The organism is Hydrogenophaga sp. (genome assembly GCF_030158645.1).
Lineage (GTDB): Bacteria > Pseudomonadota > Gammaproteobacteria > Burkholderiales > Burkholderiaceae_C > Hydrogenophaga.
This window is the reverse complement of sequence record NZ_JAOASO010000048.1, coordinates 24,535-47,850: the sequence shown is the minus strand read 5'-3', so window position 1 is coordinate 47,850 and position 23,316 is coordinate 24,535. Positions and strand designations below refer to the sequence as shown.

The window sequence follows — 23,316 nt, the reverse complement described above, 5'->3', positions numbered from 1 at the left end:
CCGACTTCGGACGGCAACCTGTTGGTGGTGCGCGGCGTTCTCCCGCACCGCTGCATGCCGCGCAGCCTCTGGCTTTGCGTGCGCCATGCGTTTCCCCATTCCACCGCACGGCGCTTCAGGCGCTGACGTGCAACACCAGGCAAACCCCATGAAGATTCTGATGATCCTGACCTCCCACGACCAACTCGGCGACACGGGCAAAAAGACCGGCTTCTGGCTGGAAGAGTTTGCGGCGCCTTATTACGTCTTCAAGGACGCGGGCGCCGAGATCGTGCTCGCTTCCCCCCAAGGCGGACAGCCACCACTGGACCCCACCAGCGACGCTGAAGACGCCCAGACCGACGACACACGCCGGTTCAAGAAGGACCCGGCGGCCATCGATGCGCTGGCGCACACCACCCGGTTGGCCGAAGTGTCGGGCGAAGGATTCGACGCGGTGTTCTATCCGGGTGGTCATGGCCCGCTGTGGGACCTGGCAGAAGACACACACTCCATCCGGTTGATCGAGACCATGTTCGCTGCCGGCAAACCGGTCTCGGCGGTCTGCCACGCGCCGGGCGTGTTTCGCCACACCAAGTCGGCCGACGGCGCGCCGCTGGTCAAGGGCAAGAAGGTCACCGGCTTCACCAACACCGAAGAAGAGGCCGTGCAGCTGACCCAGGTGGTGCCCTTCCTGGTGCAGGACATGCTGGAAGCCAACGGCGGTCTGTACCACAAAGGTGACGACTGGCAATCTTTTGTGGTCACCGATGGCCACCTGATCACCGGACAAAACCCCGCCTCGTCCGCCGCCGCCGCGCGCGCCGTGCTGGCGCAACTGCAGGCCGCTTGAATCGACCACCCGAATCCCATCACCGGAGCACCCATGGCCTATCAAAGCACCAACCCCTACAACGGTGAAATCCTCAAGTCCTACGGCGACATCGACGACGCCGAGCTGGAGAGCAAGCTGACCGCAGCGCAGGCCTGTTTCGAACAGGTGTGGCGTCACAAGAGCTTTGCCGAACGCAAGGCGGTGCTGTCCCGCGCCGCCGCCCTCATGCGCGAGCGGACGCAGGCGTTCGCCGAACTCATCACGATCGAAATGGGCAAGCTGATCGCCCAGAGCGAGGGCGAGGTGAAGCTGAGCGCGGCCATTCTCGACTACTACGCCGAGCACGCGGAGTCCTTCCTGGCGCCCGAGAAGCTCGCCGCCAAGGGCGACGCCGTGGTCGAGAGCAGTCCGATCGGCGTGCTCTTCGGCGTGGAACCGTGGAACTATCCGTACTACCAGATCGCGCGTTTCGCGGCCCCCAACCTGATGGCGGGCAACGTGGTGATGGTCAAGCACGCGTCCAACGTGCCGCAGTGCGCACTGGCCTTCGAGCGCCTGCTCGAAGAAGCGGGTGCACCGGTGGGTGCGTACACCAACCTGTTCATCTCCAAGGACCAGGTCGCCCAGGTCATCGACGATGACCGCATCCGGGCCGTCGCCCTGACCGGCAGTGAGGGTGCTGGAGCCGTCGTCGCCCAGCGCGCGGGCAAGAACCTGAAGAAGTCCACGCTGGAGCTCGGCGGCAGCGACGCGTTCATCGTGCTCGACGACGCCGACCTGGACAGTGCGGTCAAACACGCGGTGAGCGGCCGCATGGGCAACAGCGGACAAGCCTGCACGGCATCCAAGCGTTTCATCGTGGTGGAAGCCTTGGCCGATCGTTTTCTTGAAAAGTTCCAGACCGCCCTGCAGGGCTTCGAGGCGGGCGACCCGATGGACCGCCAGACCACGCTGGCCCCGCTGTCATCGGTGCAGGCGCTGGAGACGCTGCTGGGCCAGGTGGACGAGGCTGTGGCCCACGGCGCACGCATCGTGATGGGCGGCCAGCGCATCGAAGGACAGCGCGGCGCCTTCATGCAGCCGACCATCCTCACGGACATCGAGGCGGCCAACCCGACGTACAAGCAGGAGTTCTTTGGTCCGGTGGCGCTCTTTTTCCGGGTGCCCGACGAAGCCGCGGCCGTGGCGCTGGCCAACGACTCGCCGTTTGGTCTCGGCGGGTCGGTGTTCACGCAGGATCTTGAACGCGGCAAACGCGTGGCCCGACAAATCGACACCGGCATGGTGTTCATCAACTCGGCCGCCGTCTCGATGCCGGACCTGCCGTTCGGCGGTGTGAAGAACTCGGGCTATGGGCGCGAACTCTCCAGCGCGGGCATTCAGGAGTTCGTCAACAAGAAGTTGATCCGGGTGGCTTGAACGGTGCAACCGGTCAAAGTCTCGGTGGGTGTCCGCTTCTGAAGGCCGTTCGGGGTGCATCGCCATAATCCGGGCGATGCACAACCGCCAAGACGAACGCTTCAAGACCGGGCTGCAGATCGTCGCCATCATCTGCCTCATGGGGCTCCTTGCGATGATCTTCCACAAGGCCTTTGTCGATCTTTCACTGGTGTGGCAACAACACTCGGGCGGTGATTTCTGGGTCGCGCTCGGTCGCTATCTGTTTCGCAACCTCGCGGGTTGAGCGAGCCTCACCACGGGCCTCATTCAGGGTCGAGCCGTCCTTGAGCTTCCATTAGCGCTGGGCGATGAAGCGCAGGAGTTTCGTCACGCCGCGGGCGAAGTGATCGCTGGCCTTCAGGGGGCGGTGGTGCAGCGGGCGTGCGTCGAGCATGGGTCTCCGTTCGGGTGGCATCCACGAACATCCTGATGCCTTGAGACGGGGTGGTCTGGGCGCTGGCGCACAGATGCGCCGGCGCATCGCGGCCAAGCTGGGGGTTCGCGTTCTGCTTGACCTGCGTCAACAGCGATGGGCCCGCCCAGGTCCACACTGAAACCCAGCCAGGACACCTTCCCACGCCGCGATTCCCGCGGCGCTCACTGAAAGGAACACCCATGTTTCCAGAGTACCGAGAACTCATCACCAGCCTCAAGGGCAACGACCACCACTTCACGCGCCTGTTCGACCAGCACAACGCGCTCGACCAGAAGATCAAGAACATGGAAGACGGCCTGGAGATCGCGACCAACGTCGAGATCGAAACCCTCAAACGCGAGAAGCTGCAGCTCAAGGACGAGCTCTACACCATCCTCAAGAAAGCCAGCGCCGCCTGACCCCGCCGCGCTGGTTCAACCGCATCAGGAGTACCCCATGGCCACCATGATGAAAGCCGCTGTGTTCGTGGAGAAGAACCGCATCGAGGTGGTGGACAAGCCCATCCCCGACGTGGGTCCCAACGACGCGCTGATCCGGATCACCACCACCACCATCTGCGGCACCGACGTGCACATCCTCAAGGGTGAGTACCCGGTGGCCCAGGGCCTGACCATCGGCCACGAGCCGGTGGGCGTGATCGAAAAACTCGGCAGCGCCGTGCAGGGCTACACCGAAGGCCAGCGCGTGATCGCCGGGGCCATCTGCCCCAACTTCAATTCGTACGCTGCGCAAGACGGCGCACCCTCGCAGGACGGCAGTTACCTCATTCCCCAGGGCCTGTGCGGCTGCCACGGCTTCAAGGCCACGGCGGGCTGGCGCTTCGGCAACCTGATCGACGGCACCCAGGCCGAGTACGTGCTGGTGCCCGACGCCCAGGCCAACCTCGCGCCCATTCCCGACGGCCTGACCGACGAGCAGGTGCTGATGTGCCCCGACATCATGTCCACCGGCTTCAAGGGCGCGGAGAACGCGAACATCCGCATCGGCGACACGGTGGTGGTGTTTGCGCAAGGGCCCATCGGCCTGTGCGCCACGGCCGGCGCGCGGCTGCTCGGCGCCTCCACCATCATCGCGGTGGACGGCAACGACCACCGCCTGGGCATCGCCAAAAAGATGGGCGCCGACCTCACGCTCAATTTCAAGCACTGCGACGTGGTCGACGAGATCATGAAGATCACCGGCGGGCGCGGCGTGGATTCGTCCATTGAAGCGCTGGGCACGCAGACCACGTTCGAGTCGGCCTTGAGGGTGCTCAAACCCGGCGGCACGCTCTCCAGCCTGGGTGTCTATTCGAGCGACCTCACCATTCCCCTGGGCGCCTTCGCCGCCGGTCTGGGCGACCACCGCATCGTCACCGCGCTGTGCCCCGGCGGCAAGGAGCGCATGCGCCGCTTGATGAACGTGGTGGCCTCGGGCCGCATCGACCTGGGCCTGATGGTCACGCACCAGTTCAAGCTCGACGACATCGTGGCGGCCTATGAGCTGTTTGCGAACCAGCGCGACGGCGTATTGAAGGTCGCGATCAAGCCCTGAGGCGGCACGGCACCCCTGTGTACGTTGATGCACAGACCGCGCTGCGCCGGGCGGTGAGCATGGACCCACACCGTCCACTTCACAGGGGAACACCCATGAGCCCAACCCACACGCCTTCCTCAAAAACCGAGCCGGTCGACAAAGACCTCGCCGCGCAGGCCCGCCCCGGCCACGGCATTCCCTCGCAAGACCCGGAGGCCGCGGCGCAGTCGCCGCTGAACCCCGACGAAGCCGAACGCGAGGCCCATTCCGTGCTGGCCGGTGGGGGCGTCATCGTGGGTGCGGCGGCGGGTGCAGCCATCGGCACCCTGGTGGCCGGCCCGGTGGGCGCGGTGGTGGCGGGCACCGTGGGTGCGGTTGCCGGCGCCCTCGGCGGCGTGGCCGCTGGCCCGCTGGTGAGCGAGGATGCGCCGGACGCCGCCGACACAACGACGACGGCGAAGAAGGCGCCCGTCAAGCCCTGAGGGCTCGGCCGAAAGCCCTCAAGGCACGCGGTACAGCGCGCAGAGCTTGTTGCCGTCCGGGTCGCGCACGTAGGCCAGGTGCATGCTGCCCGATGGGCCGCCGCGCGGGCCGGGTGCGTCTTCAATCGACACGCCGCCGTGCGCCACGGCCGTGTCGTGAAACGCCTGCAACTGCTCGGGCGACGCGCACTTGAAGCCGACGGTGCCGCCGTTGGCAGGGCACGCCGCTTCCCCGTTGATGGGTTCGCTCACGCAGAACGACGTGCCTTCGTGGCGGAAGAAGAGCCGCTTGTGGCCCGAACCCGCTGTGTTTTCCACCGGCGCACCCACGCCGAGTGTGCCGAGCACCGCGGTGTAGAAAATCTTCGAGCGCTCCAGGTCGTTGGACCCCACCATCACATGACTGAACATTGTTTTTTCCTTGTGGTGAACAAAAATGCCGGTGGATGGTAGCGCTCGTTGAGGAGTTGAGTGGGTTGCAAGGCCGAAAGCGGCCGGTTGGCCCAGTCGTTTGCGGGCCAGCCGGGTCAGCCGGGTCAGCGAAGTCCACGCCTGCCGACAGACCACGATCCGGTGTCCACCAACGCTGCGGTCCGCCAGGTGCGGACCTCAGACAGCGCGGTGGAGCCAGGCGGTCACGCCGAAGCCCATGTTGTAAATGGCGTGAACCCACACAGCCGGCCACACGCTGTTGAACCGCTCACGCAGATGGCCCAGCACCAGCGAGGGCGCCGCCACGGCCAGGGCCCAGGCCACCGGCGTGGTCAGAAGGTGCAGCGCGACAAAAGCCAGCGTGACCAGCGCGTTGGCCCAGGTGACCGGTCCCAGCCGCGCAGGCCTTCCACGCCAGGTGGTCAGCCGAAGTGCCTCGCCCTGCAGCAGGCCGCGAAACACCCACTCTTCCAGACAGGGCTGCACCAGCAGCAGCGAGCACCAGGACCACACGCCTTGCGGGACACGCATCCACGGGCCGGCCCACATCAGGAGCCCGACCCACACGGGCACGGCCGCCATCAGGGCCAGCACCAGGTGGGGGTCAGGACGGTTCAGACGGTGCACTGGCATCGGAGATTGAAGCAAAAAAGGACACCACCCGAATACGGGCGGTGTCCTGCAAGGGGATGCTCCCAGGGACAGAGAGCAGCCCGAACACAAGATGACCGGGTTACTTGAACACGCTGAGGCCACCCGCTCCCGCCGCCACATAAACGCGGCCGTTGTGGATGGCGGTGGCGCCGGCTCCGCCGACCACACCCTTGATGGCCATCAGGGAGGGCGCGGTCACGTTGCTCCAGTCCAGTTTGACCACACCCGCGTCGCCGTAGGCCACGTAGAACAACAGGCGGGGCGTGGTCAGTGTGTAGACCGAGCCGGCGCCGTTGCTCAGCAGCTGGTTGGCGGGGAAGAGCTGGGGCGTCATGTAGAGCGCACCGCCGTCCACGCTTTCATACCCGGCGAGCTTCTGCAGCTTGAAGTAGCCGGCCGCTGCGGGACGGCATTCGGCCACACCGCCCTGCTTGGCGCTGAGCTTGGTCACGTCGGTCACGGCCAGGCAGGCGTCGGGCGCCTGGCCCGCCGGCACCACCGCCGGGCGCTCCAACGTGGCGGGGCGGATCAGGTCGGCCATGCGGTAGGCCACCAGGCCGAAGCTGTCGTAGCTGAAGTAGGCCATGTCACCGACCACGTGCACGTCCACGCTCTTGCCGTCGGCCGAGCCGAAGGCGTTGTCGTCGTCGGCCTTGAGCGGCTCGAAGGTCTTGATCAGATGCTCGGCCACGTTGAGATCCGACGCCAGTCCGGTGGCGAAGAAGTCCGTCATGTCGACCACCGAGACGCCGTAGGAGCCCGCTGCCACCACCGCATAGGTGCGCTGGGTGGCACTGTTCGTCCAGAGCTTGACGGTGGCCGCGCGACCCAGTGGTGGCTTGCCGCTGGTGCCTTCGGAGTCGCCGATGTTGGCGGCCACGTGGGTGCCGGTGCCCGGGTCGGCGGTGGTGTCGTACACGCTCAGGCCGTTGTCGCCGTCGGCCACGATCGCGTACTTGCCCCGGAAGGTCACGCCATACGCGTGGTCCTGTCCGGTGATCTTCACCGCGCCCACGTTGCCGGCCTCGGTGTTGTGCTCGAAGATGCCGCCCTTGGCGTTGAGCAAAGCGGGCGATCCCACCTGCGCGGCGCCGCTGGTGACGGCCGAGACGTTGACGCGGCGCATGCCCAGGCTCTGGCTCATCACATAGGCCTGTGTCGGGTCGGCACCGAAAGCCACCTTGAACGCGTGCGGCGTGGGCAGCACGGTGTCGCCGGTGGGGTACTCGCTCTGCAGCGTGTTGGCCACCAGATGAAGGTCGTCGATGGGGTTGAGGCCATCGGCGATGCGCCAGACGCTCATGCCGTGCGGGCCGTCGCCCAGGTAGAGGTGGTTGCCCGACACCGTCACACCTTCGGCGTGGCCGATGGCGATGGGCTGGCTGGCCGAGCCGTCCTCGGCCGCGCCCACCTCGTTGGTGCTGACCAGGTTCACCGGCACCGCGAAACGGTTGGCCACCGCCACCCCGGCGCCCTGGAGGTCGATGATGTCGACGAAGCTCACACCACCGGCGCCCGACGACTCGACCACGTCCACCTGCCCGCTGGCCTTCGTGTTGCCAGCGACCATGAAGAGCGATCCGCCGTGGCCGTTGATCTCACCGGTGACCAGCATCACCGGCGCGGTGTAGTTGCCGTTCACCGCCGTGAGGAACTTCGGCATCGATTCGTCCCCCACGGGCACCGGTGTCATGTCGTAAGACTTCACGAACTCGTAATCGGGCCAGAAGACCCGGGGGTCGGTGTCGTTGTTGTAGCTGCCGTTGCGCCACTGCGCGCCCGGTGCTTCCGCGCCCTTGACCACCACCAGTCCGGCGAAGTGGTCGGTGTAGTAGGCGTGGAATTTCGTGCCGTCGTCGGGATCGGGTACCACGCGCACGTTCATCACGCCGGCTTCCTTGAGCATGCCGGAGCCGAAGTGCGACAAGATGCCTTTCTTGTCCACATTGACCGGTGGTTCGTCGGGACCATGGGCCGGTGCGGCGGGCACGTAGCCGGCGTAGACCGGAGCCCCCGCCGTGGTCACGTCCACGGCCACCAGGCCGCCGAGCGAGTACGCCACGTAGGCCATGGTCTTGCCGCCGGGCAGGTCCACCAGGTCCAGGCTGCGGGCGTTGTAGTAGTACTTGCCGTAGCGGTCGAACTCGGCCCACGGGTAGGCACCCAGGCTGTTCTTGTCACCCAGCTCGGCGGCGGCCTGCTCATAGGTGGGCATGCCGTCGGCGTCCTTGTAGGCCGGGCTGGCCAGCAAGGCGGTGTTGCAGGCGGGTTTGCGGTGGGGGAAGCCGAACCAGTCCTCCTGCTGGCTGTTGGCGCAGTCGGTGTAGAGGTTGTAGGCGCCCTGTCGAGCGAGGGTGGTCGGGTCGTAGATGCCCACACCGAGGAATCCCAGCGCGGCGTACAGACGACCGCCATGCTGCTGGAGGCTCATCGGCCCACCCCAGGGGTTCTCACCGGCGTACTTCATCGTCCAGGCCTGCGCACCGTCGATGGTGAGCACGCCGTCTGCAGCTGCGCCGAGCAGGTGGGAGAGCTTCGTGCTCTGGATGCCGAAGGCGCCGTTGGCCACGAACAGTTCGTCGTCGGTGGTTTCGGGTGTTCCCCGGTCGTCCACCAGCAGGTCGGTCACTGGCCCGTCTGCGAGCGGTGCGGCCGCTGCGGCCTCGGTGAAGATGGTGCCGCCGCCGTCGGAGTAGGTGTACTCGGGCGGCAGGTAACTCACGCTCATGGTGCGCACGTGGACCATGGCCGCCGGGTTGGTGATGTTCACCACGCCGATGCCTTTGCTGCCCATGGAGAGCAAGGCGTAGTTCTGACCGCCATACCCCTTGACCACGGTGATGTGCTGGATGGCGCCCGGCATGGCGATCTCGGTCACCGCGCCCTTGCTCATGCCGATGGGCGTGGCCGCGAAACGGTTGGCCATGGTGTAGAGCGTCCAGTCGGCCGTGCCGTCGTTGTAGAGCTCCACGTCCTGCGTACCGCCGCCCACCTGCGTGGCCAAGGTGTCGATGTTGGCTTCGATGATGGTGGTGGGTGTGACGGCGGCGCTGTCGGCAGCACCACCGCCACCACCACCGCCGCAGCCGGTGGCCACCGCTGCGGCGGCGCACACCGCCGTCAGGCCGGCGGTCCACAGCGGACGCCGCACCAACGATTGAAGAGGTCGGAAGGTCATGAGAATTCCTTTGAGGTGGAAAAAATCGGGGGAAAAAGATCGGGAACCGTCTCAACGTCCCGGTGCGGCCCGCCGGGCGCGCACGCGCCGCAGAGCGAGACCGATCAGGGCGAAACAGGCCAGCACCGGCAGCGCAGGATCCAGAGGACGCTGGCCGGTGGCGGCGGTGCAGCCACCGCCTTCGTCCACCGGTGCCGGTGGTGCCGGGTCGGGCACGGTGGCGACGTCACCGCTGGCGTACTCGGCCACGGTCTTGCCGCTGGCGGCATCGGCCTGGTTCCACACGCCGAAGAAGCGCGTGCCGTCGGGGCGGGTGACGATCTGTGCCTCGAAGGCCGATTCGTCGTCCTGGAACAGCGAACCCTGGGCGGTGGAATAGCGCACCGGGGTGGCAAAGTGGCGGCCAGCGTCGCTGCTCTGCGTGATGTAGACGCCGAGGTCGTCGCCGCCGTCGGGGTCGCTCAGCGGCACGTTCTCCTGCGTGCCCCAGGCGAGGAACACCACGTCGGTGTTCTGGCACTGGGTCTTGTCGGTGGTGAGCGGATCGTCGGGCTGGCCGCTGGGGCAGGCGCCGGGGTTGCTCTTGGGTGTGCCGAAGATGCGCGGCTCGCGCACATTGATGCGCGTGTCGGTGATGCGTGTCACGTTGGACGGCAGGCTCCAGGCGCCTGTGTCCACGTTGAACTGGCGGATCCAGAAGTTGTAGTTGTCCTGCTGCGCGTCGAGCAGCGCCAGATCGCGGGTGTAGGAGTAGCCCAGCCACAGATCGCGTCCGCGCAGCACACCACGGTGGGCCAGCGCGTTCTCGGTGTTGTTGCGCTCGGTGTCGTCGACCAGCCCGTTGTCGGCGGCGGTGGCCACCGCGCTGCGGCTGCTGATGTTGGTGGCCCGCGCGCTGGTGAGCGCCGCGGCCTCGGCGTAGGCCGAGGTGGCACACGCGGTGTCCACCACCGGCTGCAGGTGCACGGGCTTGACCGACACGGTGGTGGCGTCGGGACCGATGGCCTGGCGCAGCACGATGTCGGAGGCGCCGCCCTTGTCGGCCAGCCCTTCTTTCCAGAACACCGCGAGCTGCACCCCGCCAGCGCCCGCATCGGCCGGGCTCTGGGTGAGGAAGCGCACGCGGCGCGCGTTGCGCAGCGGATCGGAAATCACGCAACCCCGGGGGTCGTTCGACGTCGCGTCACCCGCCACCGGCGTGGGCTTGTTGAAGGTGAAGCTGTGGTACCGGATGAACTTGCCGCTGGACGCGCCGGCGGCGGCCTTGGTCTCCTCATACGCCACCAGCGCCTGGTTGCCCACCATGCCGATGTTGGCGCGCGATGCGCCCGCGTCGCCCGACTCGATGGTGGTCGGGCTTACCTCGGTGGCGTTGCCCTCCAACACCGCGTTGGTGTCGGTGGTCACGTCGATGCCGTCGAACAGGTGGTTGTCGGTCAGGCGCGCCGGCGGGGCGAGCACGAAGTCGTTGCTGGTGACCGGTGGTGAGGCGGCGTTGTCGCTCAAATCCACCGTGGCCCACGTGTACCAGATGTCGGTGCCCATCGACACGTTGGCGCCGGATGCGCCATCGCCCGGGCCGTCGGCCTCGCCCAGCTTCAGGCCGACCGGGTCTTCCTGCCAGGAGATGTTGATCTGCCCTTTGCGGGTTTCGCTGTTGAAGCCGCCATTGCTCGCGTCCTGGATGGCGTCGCGCACGCCGGTGCTCAGCTGCACGGCGGGTTTCCAGCTGGCGCCGCTGTTGGTGGACCACGCCACCCACATGCAGGAAAACGGCACGACACGGCCGCCATCCCGCTCCAGGTAGCGCACACCGCGCTGCACCGGGGGCTGCAGGTCGGCGGTGGCCAGATCGCCGTCGGGGCAGTGTTTGCTGACCCAGGTGACCACCATGACCGGGCCGCTGGTCTTGATGTTGGCCTTGTCAATGTCGCCCGGGTAACTGGCGGGCTCGCCCAGGGTGCCGCGCCAGTCGAACACCCCGGTGCTCAGCTGCAGAGCCGAGCTGGAGAGGTTGATCGGTGGCGACCAGTCGGCCAGCTTGTCGCAGGACTTCGTGGCGCCGGGCTTGCAGGTTTTCACGAACACGTCGCGCGCCAGGCGCTCGGTCCGGGCCTTCACGTCGTAGACCGTGCCCGCACCCACCGGGTTGTCGCCATAGACGACGACCAGCGTGCCGTCGCTGGCGCGCTGGACCTTGGGTTTGTCGCCCGAACTGCCTTCGCTGAGCGCGAAAGGCGGCTGGATCGTGATGAGTGTGGCGGCCAGCACCACGCCTGTGACCACGCAGGCACCCAACACCCCGACGCCTCTGAATCTGAAAGCCATGCTCGCCCTCCTGTGTAAACGGCTGTAAGAAGCTTGTGATTCAGTTTCCAGAGGGGCGGTGCGGGTGCGATTGAGCAGGCTCAAGCGATCCGCAGGTTGTGGCCCGAGATCGCCTGGGCAACACACCGATTCGGGTCTGGCGAAGCCTTGCCTTGCGTGCGCTCAATGCTCCGCGGGCTCGGCGGGCGAACACTGCAGGTCGAGGTTTGCACGACACGCGTCACCAGACCCGAACCGGCACAAGCACCCAACTTCAATCTCTGAGGACACCCCATGAACAAGCCCTTGCCTGTGTTTTTTGTTGCATTCGCCCTCGCCGTTTCTCTGGCGGCACCCGCCTGGCCTGCCGGCGGCGGCGGTGGCGCAGGGGGTGGCGGCGGTGCGGGAGGTACCGGCCCCGGGGCTGGCCCTGGGGCTGGTTCTGGCGCCATGGCGGCACAGCAGGACCGGCTTCACACGCAGGCACAGCTCAAGACCCAGGAACAGTGGCTGTTGCGCACCAGGGATCAGCTCAAGACCCAGGACCGCCTGCTCAGCGCCACGCGCGATCAGCTCAAAACGCAAGACCGTCTGCTCACGCAGACCCGCGACCAGCTCAAGACCCAGGACCAGACCCGCGACCGTGATCAGTTGCAGACCCAGGAACAGCTTCATCTGCAGTCGCTGGACCAGTTGAAGCTGCAGGAGCAGGCCGAGATGAAAACCCGTGACCAGTTGAAGGCTCAAGAGGAGCTGCACCTGAGGCTGCGGGACGAGCTCAAAACGCGCTGACCGATGTTGGCACCCGCAGCCGTGTGGTGCGCTGGTTCGAGCGGCCATCGCGACGAACCGAACAGGCTTCAAGCCGTTTCAGTGGCCGTTGCCAAGACCCGGGGCCACCACTGGCCGGGCGTTCCCGGCCCCGATATCCCGTTGTGTTTTAACCAAGGAGATTCACCATGAAAACGTTCCAGACAGACCCTTCTCGCTGGCACCGGTTCTTGAACGGTGTTGCCGCGCTTGCCCTGGCATCCGTTGCGGCCTTCTCACTCTCCGGCTGTGGTGGCGGTTCATCCGACGCGACGGCACCACCGCCGCCGGTGACGGTTGCCGCGCCCGGCGCGCCCACCGGCTTGACGGTGACCGGGGGCGAGAACGTGGCCACCCTGGTGTGGTCGCCGCCAGCGGTCTCGGCGAGCACCGGCCTGCCGGACAGTTTCGAGATTTACCGCAGCACCACCGCGACCACCAACGCGACCGCGTTGGTTGCCCCGGCCAATCTGGTCGCGTCGATCCCTGCGGTCGCGGCCCAGACCACGCCTTACAGCCACACCGACATCGGTTTGCCAGGGGCCAACGCCACGTACTACTACGTGGTCACCGCCAAGAACGCGGGCGGCGAGACGCCATCTGCCGTGGCCAGCGACTCGGTGACGGGGCCACCGGTGCCCGCCACCTACGGCAACAACTTTTCAGCGGCGCTGGTCTTTGCTGACGACATCGGCATCACGAACCTGGCCCTGGATCCCGCCAAGAGCTGGACCATCAGCGACTTGACCGCCATCGACCACAACACGGGGCTGCGCCCGCTGGCCACCGAAGTGACCGCCATGCAGGCTCTCACGGTCCCCCAGACCACGCTGCCTTACTTGCCCCAGGTGTCCAAGATCAACCCGCTGTATTACGAACAAAAGTCGATCAACACCTGGCAAGGCGAGTGGGCCAAAGCCAATGGAGTGGACCAGGAAGTGAACGCCAACTGGGGCGACAACCTGTCCAGCGCCAGCCTCAGTTCGTCTGCCAAGATCCGGATCGAAATGGTGCTGAGCAAGGACGTGACCGCCACCCCCATGACGGTCTACCCGATGTTGCTGTTGTCGGGATCGGGAACGAACGAGTTGCAGGGGACCACGGGGGTGGCCACCACCGCCACCACCGCCTTTGTCTTCGCGACCAACGCCCGTCTGACGCTTCAGAAGCTGGACGCGGGCGGTCTGCCCACCGGGCCTCTGGTGGTGAATCAGGCCTTGTTTGATCCGGCATTCCCCGACGGCCTCAACAAGCTCTCCGGTGAAATCCCGGTGTCCGGCAACTTCACCTACGGCTTTGTCTGGGATCCGGCGACCTCGGGCTCCATCGCCGGCAAATACCGCGTGACCTTCAAGCTGGATCCGACCTCATCGTTCGGCGTCGGGAACCCGGTCAACAACACCTTCATGAAAACCGTTTCCAACGGCACCCGGGTGTCCGACACCGAGGTCTTCATCGACATCGACGTGAAGTGATCCTCGCCCAGCGGGCTGGCGCGTTGCGTTGCAACGCGCCTTGGCCGTGGGAGCGCTGCCGACGGCGGTCGCTGCCCACCTCTTATCGCTGCACGGCCTTCAACACCTCTTCCGCCGTCCCCGGCGCGTGCATCCCCTGCGGCTGCCCGCCCGCCTGCGCCACCGCATCGCGCAGCGCTTCAAACACGCTGATCGCCAGCATGAACGGAGGTTCGCCCACGGCTTTGCTGCCATGCACGTTGTCTTCCCGGTTGGGCTCGGGCCAGAGGTCCACCTGGAAGTGTTCGGGAATGTCGCCGGTGGCGGGGATCTTGTAGGTGCTGGGGGCGTGGGTCTGCAGGGTGCCCTTGTCGTTCCACACCAGTTGCTCCGTCGTCACCCAGCCCATGCCTTGCACGAAGCCGCCTTCAATTTGCCCGATGTCGATGGCGGGGTTGATGCTGCGGCCCACGTCGTGAAGGATGTCGACCTTGAGCACGCGGCTCTCACCCGTCAGGGTGTCGATGGCGACTTCGGTCACCGCGGCGCCGTACGCGAAGTAATAGAACGGTCGGCCCTGCATGGTGGTCTTGTCGTAGTGGATCTTGGGCGTGCGGTAGAAACCGTCGCTCCAGAGCTGGATGCGGTTGGCGTAGGCGGCGTGCACCACGTCGTTGAACGTGCGCGTGGTCTTGGGCGTGATCACCTGGCCGGCTTCAAACCTCACGGCACCGGCGCCGCAGCCGTCGAGCCCGGCCACAAAGGCGGCGAGGTTGTCGCGCACGTGGCGCGCGGCAAACTGGGCCGCGCGGCCGTTGAGGTCGGTGCCGGCGCTGGCGGCGGTGGCGCTGGCGTTGGGCACCTTGCTGGTGTCGGCCGCGGTGGACATGACCTGCTCGAACGGCACGCCCAGCTCGTCGGCCACGATGGCGGCCACCTTGGTGTTGAGGCCCTGGCCCATCTCGGTGCCGCCGTGGTTCACCTGCACGCTGCCGTCGGTGTACACGTGCACCAGCGCGCCGGCCTGGTTGAACAGCGTGGCGGTGAAGCTGATGCCGAACTTCACCGGCGTGAGTGCAATGCCTTTTTTGATGACCGGGCTTCTGGCGTTCCAGGCGCTGATCTGTTCGCGGCGCTCGCGGTAGCGGCTGGTGGTGGCCAGCGTGGTCATGAGCGGTTCAAGGATGTTGTCCTCCACTTTCATCTGGTAGTGGGTGACGTTGCGCGTCTCAATGCCGTAGAGGTTGCGCAGCCGCACATCCAAAGGGTCCAGCCCGAGCTGGCGCGCGATGTCGCTCAGGATGCGTTCGATCACGATCACGCCTTGCGGGCCGCCGAAGCCGCGAAACGCGGTGTGGCTCTGGGTGTTGGTCTTGCAGCGGTAGCTCGCAATCGACACGTCTTCCAGAAAGTAGGCGTTGTCGGCGTGGAAGATGGCGCGGTCGGCCACGGGGCCGGAGAGGTCGGCTGAAAAGCCGCAATTGGCCAGCATCTCCAGTTCCAGCCCGCAGAGCAGGCCGCTGGCATCGAACCCGGCGCGGTAGTGGTAGGCGAAGGGGTGGCGCTTGCCGGTGATCATGAAGTCGTCGTCGCGGTCCAGCCGCAGCTTCACCGGGCGTTGCAGTTTGTTCGCGGCGATGGCGGCCCACACGGCCAGGTGGCCGGCCTGCGTTTCCTTGCCGCCGAAGCCGCCGCCCATGCGCCGGCATTCCACGGTGACCGCGTGGTTGGCAATGCCCAGCGCATGCGACACCCAATGCTGCACCTCGCCGGGGTGCTGCGTGCTGGTGTGGATCCACCACTGGTTCTGCTCCAGCGGCAGCACGTAGGCGATCTGGCCTTCCAGGTAAAAGTGCTCCTGGCCACCCACTTCAAAAGTGCCCTCCAGCACCTGCGGCGCGCGCTTCAGGGCAGCGGCTGCATCGCCGCGTTTCACATGCACCGGCGGCAACACATAGCTTTCCAGCGCGTGGGCTTCGTGCACGCTGATCACGGCGGGCAGGGGCTCGATGTGGAGCTTCACCAGGCGCGCGGCGCGGCGCGCGGTCATGGTGTCGTCGGCCAGCAGCAGGGCCACCACCTGGCCGGTGAACTGCACGAGGTCGTTGGCGAACACGGGTTCGTCGTGACTGAAGGCGGCGAGCACCGGGTCGCCCGGGATGTCGCGCGCATCCACGATGCCGCGCACGCCGGGCAGGGCCAGCGCCGCACTGGCGTCGATGCCGCGCAGGCGGCCGTGGGCCACGGGCGAGCAGATGGGCGCGGCGTGCAGCGTGCCGCGCACCTCGGGGATGTCGTCGATGTAGGTGGCGCCGCCGGCCACTTGGGCGCGCGCGCTTTCGTGGTGGCGCGAGACGCCGGCGGCGCGTGGGCTGGCGGTGGTCAGGGCGGTGAGGGTGTCGGGCGCGTTCATGCCAGGGCCTCCACCGACACCGACTCAAGGTTGATTGCCTGCAGGCCCTGGCTTTCCAGCCAGAAGCGTTGCAGCAGGTTGCCCAGCACGGTCTGGCGGTAGGCGGCGCTGGCGCGCATGTCGCTGATGGGCTGGAACTCGGCGCGCAGCGTGGCCACGGCGGCCATCACGGTGTCGGCGTTCCAGGCCTGGCCGAGCAGGGCGGCTTCGGTCTGGCGAGCGCGCACCGGCGTGGCGGCCACGCCGCCGGCGCCGATGGCGATGGTGCCCACCTGGCCGTCGACCAGCGTCATGTGGATGGCCAGGCACACGGCGGAGATGTCGTCGTCGAAGCGTTTGCTGATCTTGTAGACGCGCAGGAATTCGTTGTCCACCGGCCGCGGCACCTTGATCCAGCACAGCAGCTCGTCCGGCTTCATCACGTTGGTGCGGTAGCCCGTGTACAGGTCTTCCAGCCGCAGTTCGCGGTGGGCCACGGCGTTGCGCTTCGCATCCCAGCGCATCAGCACCACGCTGGCGCCCAGCGCCATCAGCAGTGGCATGCTGTCACCGATGGGTGAGCCGTTGGCCACATTGCCGCCCAGGGTGCCCGAGTTGCGCACCGGCAGGCCGGCGAAGCGTTGGGCGAAGGGTTGGAGTGGCGGGCGCTCGCTCACCAGGGCGGCGTAGGCCTGGTGCAGCGAAACCGCCGCGCCGATGGCGATGTGGTGCGGGTAGGTTTCCACGCGGCGCAGTTCCTCGGTGGCGGTCACGTCGAGCACCTGGGCGAAGCGCTTGTGTTGCTTGGTGACCCACAGGCCCACGTCGGTGCAACCGGCCACCACCTGGGCTTGCGGGTGCGCGCTGCGCGCCTGCAGCAGGTGGGCCAGGGTGGTGGGGCGCATGTAGGCGCCGTCGGCCGGGGGAGCGGGGCGCTCGCCCAAAGCCTCCAGCGCGGCCACCACCACCGGTTCGTTCACGCCACAGCCGGCGGGCAGGGGCAGGCGGCCCATCTGCTGCGCCGCGTCGAAGATGGGCCGGTAGCCGGTGCAGCGGCACAGGTTCCCCGAGAGGTCGGCGGCGGCCTGGGCGCGGTCGACGGGTTTTCCTCCACTGTTCTGGTACATGCCGAACAGGCTCATGACGAAGCCCGGTGTGCAGAACCCGCACTGGCTGCCATGGCACTGCACCATGGCTTCCTGCGCAGGATGCAGTTCGCCACTGGCCGAGGCCAGGTCTTCCACCGTCCACACCGCCATGCCCTGCACCGAATGCGCCAGCCGGATGCAGCTGTTGACGGCCTTGTATTGCAACTGCCCAGCCACCGCTTCCCCCAGCACCACGGTGCAGGCGCCGCAATCGCCTTCGCCACAGCCTTCCTTGGTGCCGGTGCAGGCCAGGTCTTCGCGCAGCACCTCCAGCAGGGTGCGATCGGGGGGCACGTTGTCCAGTGCCACGGCCTGGCCGCGGCGCCAGAAGGTCAGGGTTTGGGGTGAAATCGGGGGGGTCATGCGCGCCAGCATACGCCGGGCCTCATGGCACAACATATGCTCGCCCGTATGCCGAAAATGCCGAAACCCCCATCCCACCGACACTGAGCCGGGTATGAAATACGTGTCGATGTTCGACAAGATAGACCTGCACCTGATCCGCGTGCTGCACACAGTGCTCACGGAGCGCAGCGTTTCGCGCGCGGCGCTGCGCATGGGCATGTACCAGCCGGCGGTGAGCGCGGCGCTCAAACGCCTGCGCGAGCTGGCTGGAGACCCCTTGTTGGTGCGCTCCGGCTCGGGCATGGTGCCCACCGTGGCCGGCTTGCGCATGATCGAGCCGGCGGCCGACATCCTGCGCAGCGCCGAGGTGTTGTTTTCTGACGCGCGCAGTTTCGACCCGGCCACCGCTCACCACACCTTCAGCCTGGCCGCCAGCGACTACCTCGACCCTTTTTTTCTGCCGCAGCTGGTGTCGCAGCTGAAAAGCGCCGCGCCGCATTGCCCGATCGAGATCCATCCGCTCTCGCGCGACGCCGACTACCGCAACCACCTCGCCCAGGGCACGGTGGACGTGGTCATCGGCAACTGGTCACAGCCGCCGGACGATCTGCACCTGGGCCGCCTGTTTGGCGACGAGGTGGTGTGCCTGGTGTCCACCCAGCACCCGGCCGCGCGCCGCGGCTGGGATGTGGAAGCCTGGCTGAGCGCCGAGCACATTGCGCCCACCCCGACCCACCCCGGCGCACGCGGCTTCATCGACGACCACCTGGCCACGCTGGGCATGGTGCGCAACATCACGGCGCGCTGCCCGCATTTCGGGCTGATCCCCGCCATGGTGGCGGGCAGTCTGCTGGTGCTCACCACCGGGCGGCAATACTGCGAGCGCTTCGTGGGCACGCTGCCGGTGCAGGTGTTGCCGTGCCCGGTGCCCTTTCCCCGCATGATGTATTACCAGCTCTGGCACGAGCGCACCCACGCGTCCACCGCCGGGCGCTGGCTGCGCGAACAGATCAAGGGCGTGGCCGCTTCCCTGCGCCGCCTGGAGCCCGACCCCGTTGCCAGTGGCAACCCTTCTCAAGACACAACCGCATGACCACCACCCGACTCCAGCTCAGTGGCATCACCAAGCGCTACCCCGGCGTGGTGGCCAACAGCGGCATTTCGCTCACCGTGTTGCCCGGTTCGGTGCACGCGGTGCTGGGCGAAAACGGCGCTGGCAAGTCCACGCTGATGAAGATCATCTACGGCTCGGTGAAACCCGACGAAGGCACGGTGAGCTTCAACGGCCAGACGGTGCACATCCGCAACCCGCAAGAGGCGCGCGCGCTGGGCATCAGCATGGTGTTTCAGCACTTCAGCCTGTTCGACACGCTCACCGTGGCCGAAAACGTGTGGCTGGGTCTGGACAAAAGCCTGACGCTGCCCGAGGTGAGCGCGAGCATCACCGCCAAGGCCACCGAATATGGGCTGGACATCGACCCCTCGCGCCCGGTGCACACGCTCAGCGTGGGCGAGATGCAACGGGTGGAGATCATCCGCGCGCTGCTCACCCGCCCGCAGTTGCTCATCCTGGACGAACCCACCTCGGTGCTCACGCCGCAGGCGGTGGAAAAGCTCTTTGTGGTGCTGCGGTTGCTGGCCTCGCAGGGCTGCAGCATCCTCTACATCAGCCACAAGCTGCACGAGATCCGCGAGCTGTGCGATGCCTGCACGGTCTTGCGTGGCGGCCAGGTCACAGGCGTGTGCGACCCGCGCCAGGAGAGCAACGCATCGCTGTCGCGCCTGATGATCGGTGCCGAGCCACCGGCGCTCGATGTGCGCGAGCTGCACGCCGGCGAAGCGGTGCTGCACGTGAGTGGCCTCACGCTGGCCAGCGACGACCCGTTCGGCACCCACCTGGCCGACGTCGCGCTCACCGTGCGTGCCGGTGAGGTGGTGGGCATCGCGGGGGTGTCGGGCAACGGGCAGAGCGAGCTGTTGTATTCCCTGTCGGGCGAAGACACCCGCGCGCCGGCGGGCAGCATCCGCATGGGACGCCACGATGTGTCGCGCCTGAGCCCGGGCAGGCGCCGCGCGCTGGGCCTGCACTTCGTGCCCGAAGAACGCCTGGGCCGCGGTGCCGTGCCCACGCTCTCGCTGGCGCACAACCTGCTGCTCTCGCGCGCCGATGCGCTGGGCGCGGGCGGCTGGATCAAGGTGGGCGCCCTGCAGAAGCAGGCGGCCGAGGTGATCGCGCGCTACAACGTGAAGGCCAACGGGCCGGACGCGGCGGCCAAGTCGCTGTCGGGCGGCAATTTGCAGAAGTTCATCGTGGGCCGCGAGATCGAGGCCAAGCCGAAACTGCTCATCGTGAGCCAGCCCACCTGGGGGGTGGACGTGGGTGCGGCGGCGCAGATCCGTGGTGAGATCCTCGCGCTGCGCGACGCGGGTTGCGCGGTGCTGGTGGTGAGCGAAGAGCTCGACGAACTCTTCGAGATCAGCGACCGCCTGCACGTGATCGCCAAAGGGCGGCTCTCGCCGAGCCTGGACCGCAAGGACGCGACCATCGAGCGCATTGGCGAATGGATGTCGGGCCTGTGGGACGACCAGCACAACAACAAGAAGGAGTCCGCCCATGCTGCGGCTTGAAGTCCGCCCGCAGCCGTCCAGGGGCTGGGGCTACGCGTCGCCGCTGCTGGCGCTCGCGATCACGGTGGTCATCGGTGTGATCTTGTTTGCCGTGCTGGGCAAAGACCCGGTGCGCGGCCTGCAGGTGTTTTTCTGGGAGCCGATCAAGAGCACCTACGCGCTCTCGGAGTTGATGGTCAAGGCCACACCGCTGTTGATCATCGCGCTCGGGCTGGCGGTGTGTTTCCGCTCCAACGTGTGGAACATCGGCGCGGAGGGCCAGTACATCCTGGGCGCCATCTTCGCGGCGGGTGTGGCGCTGACGGCCGACAAGACCACCGGGCCATGGATCGTGCCGGCCGTGCTGGCGGCTGGGGTGGTGGGTGGCATGGTGTGGGCCGGCATCGTGGCGCTGCTGCGAGACCGATTCAACGCCAACGAGATTCTGGTGAGCCTGATGCTGGTCTACGTGGCCATTCAGGTGCTCAACTTCCTGGTCTACGGGCCGTGGAAAGACCCGCAGGGCTACAACTTTCCGCAGACCAAAACCTTTGAAGCCGTGACGCAGATTCCCAGGCTCATGGACGGCTCGCGCGTGAACATCGGCCTGCTGCTGGCGTTCGCCGGCGTGGCGGCCGTGTGGGTGTTTCTGTTTCGCACCTACGCGGGCTATGCGCAGTTGGTGGCTGGCCTCGCGCCTGCGGCGGCGCGTTATGCGGGCTTCTCCTCGCGCCGGGCGCTGTGGACGGCCTTGCTGGTCTCGGGCGGCGCGGCCGGGCTGGCCGGTGGGCTGGAGGTGGCCGGGCCCATCGGCCAGCTCACGCCCTATGTGCCGGCGGGCTACGGCTTCGCGGCCATCATCGTGGCCTTCGTGGGGCGGCTGCACCCGGTGGGCATCGTGTTCTCGGCCATCCTCATGAGCATGTTCTACATCGGCGGTGAGCTGGCGCAGTCGCGCATGGGGCTGCCGAAATCGATCACGGGGGTGTTTCAGGGCCTGTTGTTGTTCGCGCTGCTGGCCTGTGACACGCTCATCGCTTATCGCTTGGTTTGGAAAAAATAGGCCATGGAATCCATCGCACTGCTCTTCGCCGCCTCGCTCAACGCGGGCACCGTGCTGGCCATTGCATCGCTGGGCCTGCTCATCAACGAGAAAGCCGGCATTGTCAACCTGGGTGCCGAGGGCATGATGCTGTGCGCCGCGCTGGCCGGCTTTGCTACGGTGGTGCACACCGGCAGCACGGCGCTGGGCTTTGCCGCCGGCATGGCCGCCGGTGCCTTGCTCGCTGCCATCTTCGGTGGCCTGGTGATCTGGCTCAACACCAACCAGTACGCCACGGGCCTCGCGCTCAGCCTGTTTGGCGGCGGCTTCTCGGCTTTTGCCGGCTCGCGTTATGTGCAGGAAAAACTGCCCGAGCAAAGCCAGTTCGCCATTCCGTACCTGTCCGACATCCCGCTGCTGGGCTCGGCGCTGTTTCGCCACCACCCCATGGTCTACGCCTGCGTGGCGCTGGTGTTCGGCCTCATCTGGTTTCTGTACCGCACCCGCTCGGGCCTGGTGCTGCGCAGCGTGGGCGAGAGCCCGGAGTCGGCCCACGCGCTGGGCTACCCGGTGCGCCGCATCCGCCTGATGGCGGTGATGGCCGGTGGCGCGCTGTGCGGCCTGGCCGGCGCCTACGTGTCCACCGTGTACACGCCGCTGTGGGTGGAGGGCATGATCGCCGGCAAGGGCTGGATTGCGCTGGCGCTGACCACCTTCGCCACCTGGCGGCCGGCGCGGGTCTTGCTGGGTGCTTATCTGTTCGGCGGCGTGACCATGTTGCAGTTCCACCTGCAGGGCATCGGGGTCAACGTGCCCAGCCAGTTCCTGACGATGATGCCGTACCTGGCCACCATCGTCGTGCTGGTGCTGATCTCGCGGAACCCGACCTGGATCCGCATCAACATGCCCACTTCCATCGGGAAACCTTTTTATCCGGGCGCATAATTTCGGACGACGATTTCTTGAAAAATCTGCCGGTGCCAATACCCTGCGGGGTGAAGCTCACCCCCTTGTCTTCCTTTCCGTTCCATCAACCCTCTCAACCCTGAGGTTCACCCATGACAGACTTGAGCAAACGTTCCTTGATGAAGGTCGCGGCGCTGACCGCGCTGACCAGCGCCGTGCTGGTCGGCTGCGGCAAAAAAGAAGAGGCTGCGCCTGCAGCGGCGCCTGCACCTGCCGTGGTCGAAGCGCCCAAGCCAGAGCCGCTGAAGATCGCGTTCGCCTATGTGGGCCCGGTGGGCGACGGTGGCTGGACCTTTGCGCACGACAACGGCCGCAAGGCACTGGAAGCCGAGTTCGGCGACAAGATCGTGACCAGCTTCGTGGAAAACGTGCCCGAGAGCGCTGACGCCGAGCGCGTGATCCGCGATCTGGCCGGCCAGGGCAACAAGCTGATCTTCGGCACCACCTTCGGCTACATGGAGCCCATGCTCAAGGTCGCGCCCGACTTCAAGGACGTGAAGTTCGAGCACGCCACCGGCTACAAGACCGCCGAGAACATGCGCACCTACGACAGCCGCACCTACGAAGGCGCGTACATGGCCGGCGTGATCGCGGGCAGCATGACCAAGAGCAACAAGCTCGGTGTGGTGGCGTCGATCCCAATCCCGGAGGTGATCCGCAACATCAACAGCTTCACCATGGGCGCGCAGTCGGTGAACCCCAAGGTCACCACCAGCGTGGTCTGGGTCAACGGCTGGTTCGATCCACCGAAAGAGACCGAAGCCGCGACCTCGCTGATCAACGGCGGTGCCGACGTGCTGTTCCAGAACACCGACTCGTCGGCCGTGCTGCAGACCGCCGAGAAGCTGGGCAAGCGCGCCTTCGGCTGGGACTCCGACATGACCGCCTACGGCCCCAAGGCCCACCTCGGTTCGGCCATCATCAACTGGGCGCCGTACTACATCAAGGCCACCAAGGACGCGCTGGAAGGCACCTGGTCCACCGGCGGCGTGTGGTGGGGTGTGAAGGAAGGCGCGATCGACATGGTGTCGGTGGCCGAAGACGTGCCTGCTGAGACCAAAGCCAAGGTGGACACCATCCGCGCTGGCTTGAAGGACGGCAGCTTCTCCATCTGGAAAGGCCCGATCCTGGGTCAGGACGGCAAGGAAGTGCTGGCCAAGGACGTGGTCGCCGACGACAAGTTCCTCGGTGGCGTGAAGTTCTACGTCAAGGGCGTCGAAGGCAAGGTGCCGAACTGAGTCAGCGCCGCGTTGTTTGACAAGGAAAGCCGCCTTCGGGCGGCTTTCCTGTTGGA

Annotated in this window: 19 protein-coding genes; 13 read left to right on the top strand and 6 right to left on the bottom strand. The window is 66.7% G+C overall.

Going from position 1 to position 23,316, the window contains the following annotated elements:
• Window positions 1-148 precede the first annotated feature (148 nt).
• The 6 genes from Q1W68_RS05615 to Q1W68_RS05590 all read left to right on the top strand — a co-directional run bounded on the left by Q1W68_RS05615 (window position 149) and on the right by Q1W68_RS05590 (window position 4,687).
• Window positions 149-832 carry a type 1 glutamine amidotransferase domain-containing protein gene (locus Q1W68_RS05615; RefSeq protein ID WP_300715814.1) on the top strand — a complete coding sequence of 228 codons (684 nt, stop codon included), beginning with the start codon at window positions 149-151 and terminating at the stop codon, window positions 830-832.
• A 33-nt stretch (window positions 833-865) separates the two neighbouring features.
• Window positions 866-2,233: an NAD-dependent succinate-semialdehyde dehydrogenase gene (locus Q1W68_RS05610; protein ID WP_300655820.1), complete on the top strand. Its 1,368-nt coding sequence runs from the start codon at window positions 866-868 to the stop codon at window positions 2,231-2,233.
• A gap of 76 nt (window positions 2,234-2,309) precedes the next feature.
• Complete coding sequence (locus Q1W68_RS05605; protein ID WP_300655819.1) at window positions 2,310-2,498, top strand: hypothetical protein; 189 nt, start codon at window positions 2,310-2,312, stop codon at window positions 2,496-2,498.
• A gap of 371 nt (window positions 2,499-2,869) precedes the next feature.
• Window positions 2,870-3,088 carry a YdcH family protein gene (locus Q1W68_RS05600; protein ID WP_159607699.1) on the top strand — a complete coding sequence of 73 codons (219 nt, stop codon included), beginning with the start codon at window positions 2,870-2,872 and terminating at the stop codon, window positions 3,086-3,088.
• Between the two features lie 37 nt (window positions 3,089-3,125).
• A complete protein-coding gene (locus Q1W68_RS05595; RefSeq protein WP_300658574.1) occupies window positions 3,126-4,223 on the top strand; it encodes an NAD(P)-dependent alcohol dehydrogenase in 1,098 nt (365 codons plus the stop codon).
• Between the two features lie 95 nt (window positions 4,224-4,318).
• Complete coding sequence (locus Q1W68_RS05590) at window positions 4,319-4,687, top strand: bacteriocin (RefSeq protein ID WP_300649155.1); 369 nt, start codon at window positions 4,319-4,321, stop codon at window positions 4,685-4,687.
• An 18-nt stretch (window positions 4,688-4,705) separates the two neighbouring features.
• On the opposite strand, the gene Q1W68_RS05585 is transcribed toward Q1W68_RS05590, so the two are convergent.
• The 4 genes from Q1W68_RS05585 to Q1W68_RS05570 all read right to left on the bottom strand — a co-directional run bounded on the left by Q1W68_RS05585 (window position 4,706) and on the right by Q1W68_RS05570 (window position 11,279).
• Window positions 4,706-5,098, bottom strand: a complete 393-nt coding sequence (locus Q1W68_RS05585; protein WP_300649154.1) for a VOC family protein — start codon at window positions 5,096-5,098, stop codon at window positions 4,706-4,708.
• A 198-nt stretch (window positions 5,099-5,296) separates the two neighbouring features.
• Complete coding sequence (mrtJ, locus tag Q1W68_RS05580) at window positions 5,297-5,752, bottom strand: JDVT-CTERM system glutamic-type intramembrane protease (RefSeq protein WP_300649152.1); 456 nt, start codon at window positions 5,750-5,752, stop codon at window positions 5,297-5,299.
• Between the two features lie 100 nt (window positions 5,753-5,852).
• Window positions 5,853-8,951 (bottom strand): hypothetical protein, encoded by a 3,099-nt coding sequence (locus tag Q1W68_RS05575; RefSeq protein ID WP_300715809.1) that lies wholly within the window; start codon window positions 8,949-8,951, stop codon window positions 5,853-5,855.
• 51 nt (window positions 8,952-9,002) lie between these two features.
• A complete protein-coding gene (locus tag Q1W68_RS05570; RefSeq protein WP_300649147.1) occupies window positions 9,003-11,279 on the bottom strand; it encodes a choice-of-anchor O protein in 2,277 nt (758 codons plus the stop codon).
• A gap of 273 nt (window positions 11,280-11,552) precedes the next feature.
• On the opposite strand from Q1W68_RS05570, the gene Q1W68_RS05565 reads away from it, so the two are divergent.
• Entirely contained in the window at window positions 11,553-12,050 is a 498-nt protein-coding gene (locus Q1W68_RS05565; RefSeq protein WP_300649145.1) for a hypothetical protein, read from the top strand.
• Window positions 12,051-12,217: 167 nt separating this feature from the next.
• A complete protein-coding gene (locus Q1W68_RS05560) occupies window positions 12,218-13,543 on the top strand; it encodes a hypothetical protein (RefSeq protein ID WP_300715808.1) in 1,326 nt (441 codons plus the stop codon).
• An 82-nt stretch (window positions 13,544-13,625) separates the two neighbouring features.
• Here the strand turns inward: Q1W68_RS05560 and xdhB are convergent, their stop codons facing one another.
• Window positions 13,626-15,935, bottom strand: coding sequence for a xanthine dehydrogenase molybdopterin binding subunit (xdhB, locus tag Q1W68_RS05555; protein WP_300715807.1), 2,310 nt, complete (start codon window positions 15,933-15,935; stop codon window positions 13,626-13,628).
• The gene (xdhA, locus tag Q1W68_RS05550; protein WP_300649139.1) at window positions 15,932-17,425 is read right to left on the bottom strand and encodes a xanthine dehydrogenase small subunit; all 1,494 of its coding nucleotides are present in this window, start codon (window positions 17,423-17,425) and stop codon (window positions 15,932-15,934) included. The genes xdhB and xdhA overlap by 4 nt, the downstream gene beginning before the upstream one ends.
• A 94-nt stretch (window positions 17,426-17,519) precedes the next feature.
• Here xdhA and Q1W68_RS05545 point away from each other — a divergent pair, with 94 nt between their 5' ends.
• The 5 genes from Q1W68_RS05545 (at window position 17,520) to Q1W68_RS05525 (ending at window position 23,260) form a co-directional block, all read left to right on the top strand.
• A complete protein-coding gene (locus Q1W68_RS05545) occupies window positions 17,520-18,500 on the top strand; it encodes a LysR family transcriptional regulator (protein ID WP_300715806.1) in 981 nt (326 codons plus the stop codon).
• Window positions 18,497-20,035 (top strand): ABC transporter ATP-binding protein, encoded by a 1,539-nt coding sequence (locus Q1W68_RS05540; RefSeq protein ID WP_300715804.1) that lies wholly within the window; start codon window positions 18,497-18,499, stop codon window positions 20,033-20,035. Before Q1W68_RS05545 ends, Q1W68_RS05540 begins: the two co-directional genes overlap by 4 nt.
• Window positions 20,022-21,077: an ABC transporter permease gene (locus tag Q1W68_RS05535; RefSeq protein WP_300715803.1), complete on the top strand. Its 1,056-nt coding sequence runs from the start codon at window positions 20,022-20,024 to the stop codon at window positions 21,075-21,077. The genes Q1W68_RS05540 and Q1W68_RS05535 overlap by 14 nt, the downstream gene beginning before the upstream one ends.
• A 3-nt stretch (window positions 21,078-21,080) precedes the next feature.
• Entirely contained in the window at window positions 21,081-22,001 is a 921-nt protein-coding gene (locus tag Q1W68_RS05530) for an ABC transporter permease (protein ID WP_300649131.1), read from the top strand.
• Between the two features lie 113 nt (window positions 22,002-22,114).
• Window positions 22,115-23,260 carry a BMP family ABC transporter substrate-binding protein gene (locus tag Q1W68_RS05525; protein WP_300715801.1) on the top strand — a complete coding sequence of 382 codons (1,146 nt, stop codon included), beginning with the start codon at window positions 22,115-22,117 and terminating at the stop codon, window positions 23,258-23,260.
• The last annotated feature ends 56 nt before the right edge of the window (window positions 23,261-23,316 follow it).